This window comes from Enteractinococcus helveticum, assembly GCF_020742345.1.
GTDB lineage: Bacteria > Actinomycetota > Actinomycetes > Actinomycetales > Micrococcaceae > Yaniella > Yaniella helvetica_A.
The window spans coordinates 1-5234 of sequence record NZ_DYXC01000108.1; the positions used below are offsets into that span (position 1 = coordinate 1).

At 59.2% G+C, this 5234-nt stretch carries 7 protein-coding genes; 1 reads left to right on the top strand and 6 read right to left on the bottom strand.

The window, feature by feature from the left end:
- The 5 genes from K8V32_RS09770 to K8V32_RS09790 all read right to left on the bottom strand — a co-directional run.
- Nucleotides 1-480 (bottom strand): DUF6318 family protein (locus tag K8V32_RS09770; RefSeq protein ID WP_303906518.1); only part of this gene is annotated, 480 nt, incomplete at its 3' end.
- Between the two features lie 232 nt (nt 481-712).
- A complete protein-coding gene (locus K8V32_RS09775) occupies nt 713-1354 on the bottom strand; it encodes a DNA-3-methyladenine glycosylase I (RefSeq protein WP_303906521.1) in 642 nt (213 codons plus the stop codon).
- A gap of 38 nt (nt 1355-1392) precedes the next feature.
- Nucleotides 1393-2037 (bottom strand): methylated-DNA--[protein]-cysteine S-methyltransferase, encoded by a 645-nt coding sequence (locus tag K8V32_RS09780; protein WP_303906524.1) that lies wholly within the window; start codon nt 2035-2037, stop codon nt 1393-1395.
- On the bottom strand, nt 2034-2531 hold the full coding sequence (locus K8V32_RS09785; protein ID WP_303906527.1) for an RNA polymerase sigma factor: 498 nt from the start codon (nt 2529-2531) through the stop codon (nt 2034-2036). The genes K8V32_RS09780 and K8V32_RS09785 overlap by 4 nt, the downstream gene beginning before the upstream one ends.
- Before the next feature lie 83 nt (nt 2532-2614).
- Entirely contained in the window at nt 2615-4036 is a 1422-nt protein-coding gene (locus K8V32_RS09790) for an aldehyde dehydrogenase family protein (RefSeq protein WP_303906530.1), read from the bottom strand.
- Between the two features lie 72 nt (nt 4037-4108).
- On the opposite strand from K8V32_RS09790, the gene K8V32_RS09795 reads away from it, so the two are divergent.
- Nucleotides 4109-4846 carry a hypothetical protein gene (locus K8V32_RS09795; protein ID WP_303906533.1) on the top strand — a complete coding sequence of 246 codons (738 nt, stop codon included), beginning with the start codon at nt 4109-4111 and terminating at the stop codon, nt 4844-4846.
- A gap of 32 nt (nt 4847-4878) precedes the next feature.
- Here K8V32_RS09795 and K8V32_RS09800 read toward each other — a convergent pair.
- The coding region (locus tag K8V32_RS09800; protein ID WP_303906537.1) for an HAD family hydrolase at nt 4879-5234 on the bottom strand (356 nt) is incomplete at its 5' end.

The following is a 5234-nucleotide window of genomic DNA, read 5'->3' on the forward strand; positions in this document are numbered from 1 at the left end:
TAGGACGGCGGTCCAGGCTTCGTCGCTGTCCTCGTCGAAGTTTTGTTGGACCTCACCAATCTGGATGCTGGTTTCGCCATCTAAGACCGCCCAGGCGCCGTCGGCATAGATTTGTTCCCATTTATAAATCAGCTGGTTGCAGGCTTCACACACGTAGTGGGTTACTTGTTCGATGGGTTCGGTGTCACCGGTTAAACGCCCGTAATCTACGGCTTGCCAGAAATATTCGACTGTGGCCCGGGCGCCGGCAGCACTGTTGTCATGTACCGCTTCTGGCAGCACCGGTTTGGGCACATTTTGTGCCGGCCCGTTAGGCGAGGCAGCAACATATTCTTTGGTCTCGGCGGCCTCGATACTCGGTGATGGGTCGTTAGGTATTTCATCTGCCTGGCTTGCGGAACACCCGCTCAACACCAGGGCCAGGCCGATGGCTAGGGAGGCGATTTTTATGACGGAGCGTTTCTTCAGTGGTGTCGTCATCACAGCTACTTTCTCGTCGGCATCGTCTAGGACTGGTATCTAACCTATGGGGGATGTCGACTCAGCGCTTGGGCAGTTATCAAAATTGTGGATAACTTTGAAACGCTACGCTGCCATGGTGACAAAACGGTGCGTTAATGAACCGCCTGTGTATGGTTGGCAACAGCCACCGAACGGGTGCAAACCTGAATTCACCGCTACTTTTGGTGGTCAGGGTGATTCAGCGTTGTCGTCACGCTGGCCAGACGCCCGAGGCGCCGCGGCGGTGTGATCCAACTAGGTGGGTGTCGATGATCCCAATGGCTTCCATCAGCGCGTACATCGTGGTAGGGCCCACGAAAGTGAACCCTTCCTTGCGCAGGGCCTTGGCTAGTGCCACCGATTCGGGGGACTGTGTGGGGATCTCGGCGACAGTGTGGGGCACCGGTGTTGTGGCAGGTTGAAATGACCACACGAACTGGGCCAGGCCGCCCTTATCGCGTAGGCGGATGGTCGCCTTTGCGTTGGTGATTGTCGCCTGAATCTTAGCCCGGTTGCGCACGATCCCGGCATTATTGATGAGTCGTTGAATCTCAGGTGCTCCGTAGCGCGCGACCCGTTCGGGGTCGAAGCCGTCGAATGCCACACGGAAGGCGGGGCGCTTGCGGAGGATCGTTGCCCACGACAACCCTGCTTGGAAGGCTTCCAGACTGATGCGCTCAAATATGCCCTGTTCGTCACGTACGGGCATGCCCCATTCGGTGTCGTAATACGCGCGCAGCATTGGATCATTACTCGCCCATGCCGGGCGGGCCAGGCCATCATCGCCGACGACGACGCCCGGATCCTGTGACGACGACACCCCGGTGGGTCCTGCGCTTTCGGGTGTGCGCAATGGCTGCTTCTTTGGTTCAGGTGGATACGCGGGATGGTTCATGCTGCTTTTTCCAATTCCAGCAGGGTCGTTTTGGCGTCCAAGCCGCCAATGTAGCCGCCCAGGCCACCGTCAGTTCGCAGTACCCGGTGGCAGGGCACCACCACCGGCAGCGGGTTGGTGGCACATGCGGTGCCGACCGCCCGGACAGCCTTCGGGTTGCCGACCAGTTCGGCCACCTTTTTATAGGAGTAGGTGTTGCCGTAGGCGATATTGGGTAGGTAGCGCTGCACTATTTGCCGAAACCCCGTGGACAGCGCGTAGTCCAAGGGGACATCGAAAGACTGCCGTGTCCCGGCGAAGTACTCGTCCAACTCGGCTGCCACCGCGTCCAGTCGGCGGGGTGCTTCCAGTACTCGGGGGCTGATGTTGTGTGCCAGCGAAGCAAGCACGGTCTCGAAGTCTTCGCATTCAAATGCCACCCGTACAAGCCCGGTTTCGGTGGCTGCCAGCAGGAGGGCTCCGACCGGCGTGTCAATGGTTCGGTAGGCGACATCAAGGAGCCTGCGTTCGTCAGCCAGTGCGGCCAGGTGGGCATGCAGGTCCTCTAGCGCACCGGTTTCGACTGGAAACAGGGCGTCGTATTCGGCCCTCGTGCCGTATTGGGCCGGGTGATTCATGTTGGTTGGTGTGTTCTCACTCATCGGGGTGCTCCTGTCGTGTGCTCGGCCGCCTGATAGGTCTGTCTCAAGTTCTTGATTCCGTCGGCTGCGGCCCTACGCACCGCCTGGGCACTGCCGCCAATCAGTTCGGCGGTCTCGGCGTGCGGCAGCCCACCGAGGTAGTGGTAGGCCACCGCGAGTCGTTGCCGCTCCGGCAGCGCGGCCACCGCCTGCCATATCTGGTACTCATCGGCTCCTGGGTTGCCCAGGGTCGAAGGCTGTTCTGGGACGACGTCGGTGGGGATCGCCTGTCGAGCCCGTTTGCGCGTAATGTCAATCGCCTTGCGGTGAGCAACACGCACCAGCCATGCTTCAACGTTGGTGTCGGCGTCCAATTCGGGCCAGGCTTTCAGCGCGGCCAGGAATGTCTCGGACCATGCATCGTCGGCATCCGCGCCAAACCCCACCACGGCGCGGCAGACCCGCAGCACGGTGGCCCCGTGCCGTATAACGGCCTGTTCGAATGGATAGTGCATCTTCATCACTGAGTAAACGCGTCAGCCGACCAGAATGTGAGATCCACGTTTTCTCCCACCGCCGTCACCCACAATGCATGCTTTTACTTTAACCGGTCAATTATTCGTTGCCCATAGCTCGGATCGGGTGGGTAAGCGGCTTGGAGGGTGTCGAATCTGGTCGGTTTATAGAAGTGCGTGCGATATTGCGAGAATAACCGGAAGCTTTCATAGCCACCCCAGGTCCCGAATCCGGCAGCGCCGGTGTAGTTATGCGGTAGCGACGGCAGAGCAGCTTGAATAATAGTCGCGTTCATCACGGCGGCCCCGGCGTTAATGCGGTGCATAAAGTCTTTGCGGATGCGCCGTCGTTCAGAAAACAGGTAGGCGGCCGGGGCGGTGGGTTTGGCGTTGACGAATTCAACCGCCTCGTCATAGGTGTCGACCACCAGGATGGGCAAGATTGGTCCTAAGATTTGTTCCTGCATGATCGCCGAATTCGGGTCAACATCAGCCAGGATGGTTGGGGCCAGGAAGGCGGATGCAATATTGTATTTGCCCCCGTGCACGAGCCGGGCGGGGGTGACACCCACAGCTCCTTTAGTGGTGGCGCGAATCAGATCGACCAGTCGTTGGGTGTGTTGCGGGGAAATGATCCGACCGAATTGTTTGGCCGTGTCCGGGGTGGGACCGTAGAACTCTTGGATCGCATCAATGACGCCCTGTTGGACTTTGGCAGCGACGTCGTACCCAACGGCAATCAGGTAGTCGGGACTGACCAGACTCTGGCCGGCGTTGGTGAATTTGCCATAAGCAATGCGCCGTCCGATAGTTTTCCAGTCGGTGCCGTCGACGACGATGACCGGGGATTTGCCGCCCAGCTGCAGTGTGACCGGGGTGAGCTGTTGGGCGGCCCGCTGGTATACGCGGCGGCCGAGACTTTCCGAGCCGGTAAAAAATAGGTGATCCAGTGGTTGATCGACGAGTTCTTCCAGGGCGGCTTCTGCCCCGGTGACGGTCACAATCGAACGCGGGTTGAGGTATTCCGGCAGGATACTGCCTAAGAGTTTGGCGGTGCGCGGGGCGTGCATAGAGGGTTTGAGCACCATGCAGTTGCCCGCAGCCACGGCACCCACCAGGGGTGCTAGCAGACTGTAGAACGGGTAGGTCCAGTTGCCCACAATGCCCACCACACCCAGCGGGCGGGGTTTGACCATGGCTTTGCCGGGACGCAGACCGTATGGGATGGACCGGGGTTGGGGTTCCATCCAGTCGGTCAGGTGCAATAAGGCATAGGAAATTTCGTCTTGCACCGGAATGAACTCGCATTGGTTCGTTTGGGCTGAGGATTTACCAATGTCTTGCCACAGGGCGTCCTGAATGTCTGTCGAATAATCTTCGAAGACTTCGCGTAGTGCTTTGAGCTGGTCGATGCGAAAGGAGCGCGAATGGGTGGCTCGGGTCGCGGCGAAGGCTCTGAGTTCGGCCATCCGAGCGGATAACGTGTGGTGGGCTCCAGTGGTCATGTCTTTAACCGTACGATACTTCAAAGCTTAGATATTGGTGCCATGCTGAATTGCTCGACTAGACTTCGGGGCATGGCTGCAGCTTCGCGACGCACTAAGTTCATTGTGTGGGGTGTTGTGCTGGCACTTTTTGCCGGTGGCGCATGGTTTGCGTACTCGACCCTACGGGCTAGTTTCCAACCCCTTGGTGTCATCGCCAACCCTTTTCCCACCGACACACAGCGGCCCGCGGGCTCAGATGCGCCACGTGGTCCGGTGAACTTTCTGGTCTTTGGTCAGGCAGCCGGCCAGCATCAGACCCTATCAGTCTTCCATTTAGCCGATGGGCGTCGTCGGGTGGATATTGTCAATTTTCCGCGCAATTTTGCTCAGGTCACGGATATTCAGGATATTCCGGGCACCGTCAGCGAGATTGAGGCGCTCACCGGGGCGCGCATGGAGCACGTGATGCGCTGGGATTTGGAGTTCCTCACCCGGTTGGAGACCGCTCCGGGAGCCGCCGCGGCAGTGCTGACGGATCCAACGGCACTGGATGCCGACGACGTCTGGCAGTCCGTATTGCAGGAGACCCTGAGCGTCCAGGACGCCGGGCAACTCAGGACACTGGCCTCCACGCTGACGCCGTTTGTGGATGCTGACGCGCAGTTGGATACCGGCCGGATTACTGATTTGGCCAAATCATTACGCCACGTCTCACCGGAAAATGTGACCTCCTGTGTGCTGCCGGAAGCCCTGACGGATCAGGAACAGGCCAAGCTGCAACGCTTTTTCGAAACCGGTGGGCCGCGACGGTGCGCCGAGATGTTCTAAAACCTTGCACCGGTGAGGTAACGGGCCCTAGGTTATTCGGGCAGGGTGAGTAGGTGTTCTATCATCTCTGCTACGCCGTCGTCATCACAGGCCGGTGCCACGACGTTGGCTTCTACAAAGAGGGCCGGATTTCCGGAGGCCACCGCATAACCGGTGCCTGCCCAGCGCAGCATTTGTTCGTCGTTGCGTTGATCTCCGAACGCTACAACATCATTGGCATGAATACCCAGGCTGGCGGCATAGTCGGCCAGGGTGGAGGCCTTGTGAATGTCGCCGCGGGAAATTTCTAATAGGGCCACCCCGGGAACCGAATGGGTGACCTGCACCAGGGTGCCAAAATGCGAGCGCACAGCCAACAGTAGGTCATCTGGGTCGTGGCCGTTGACCT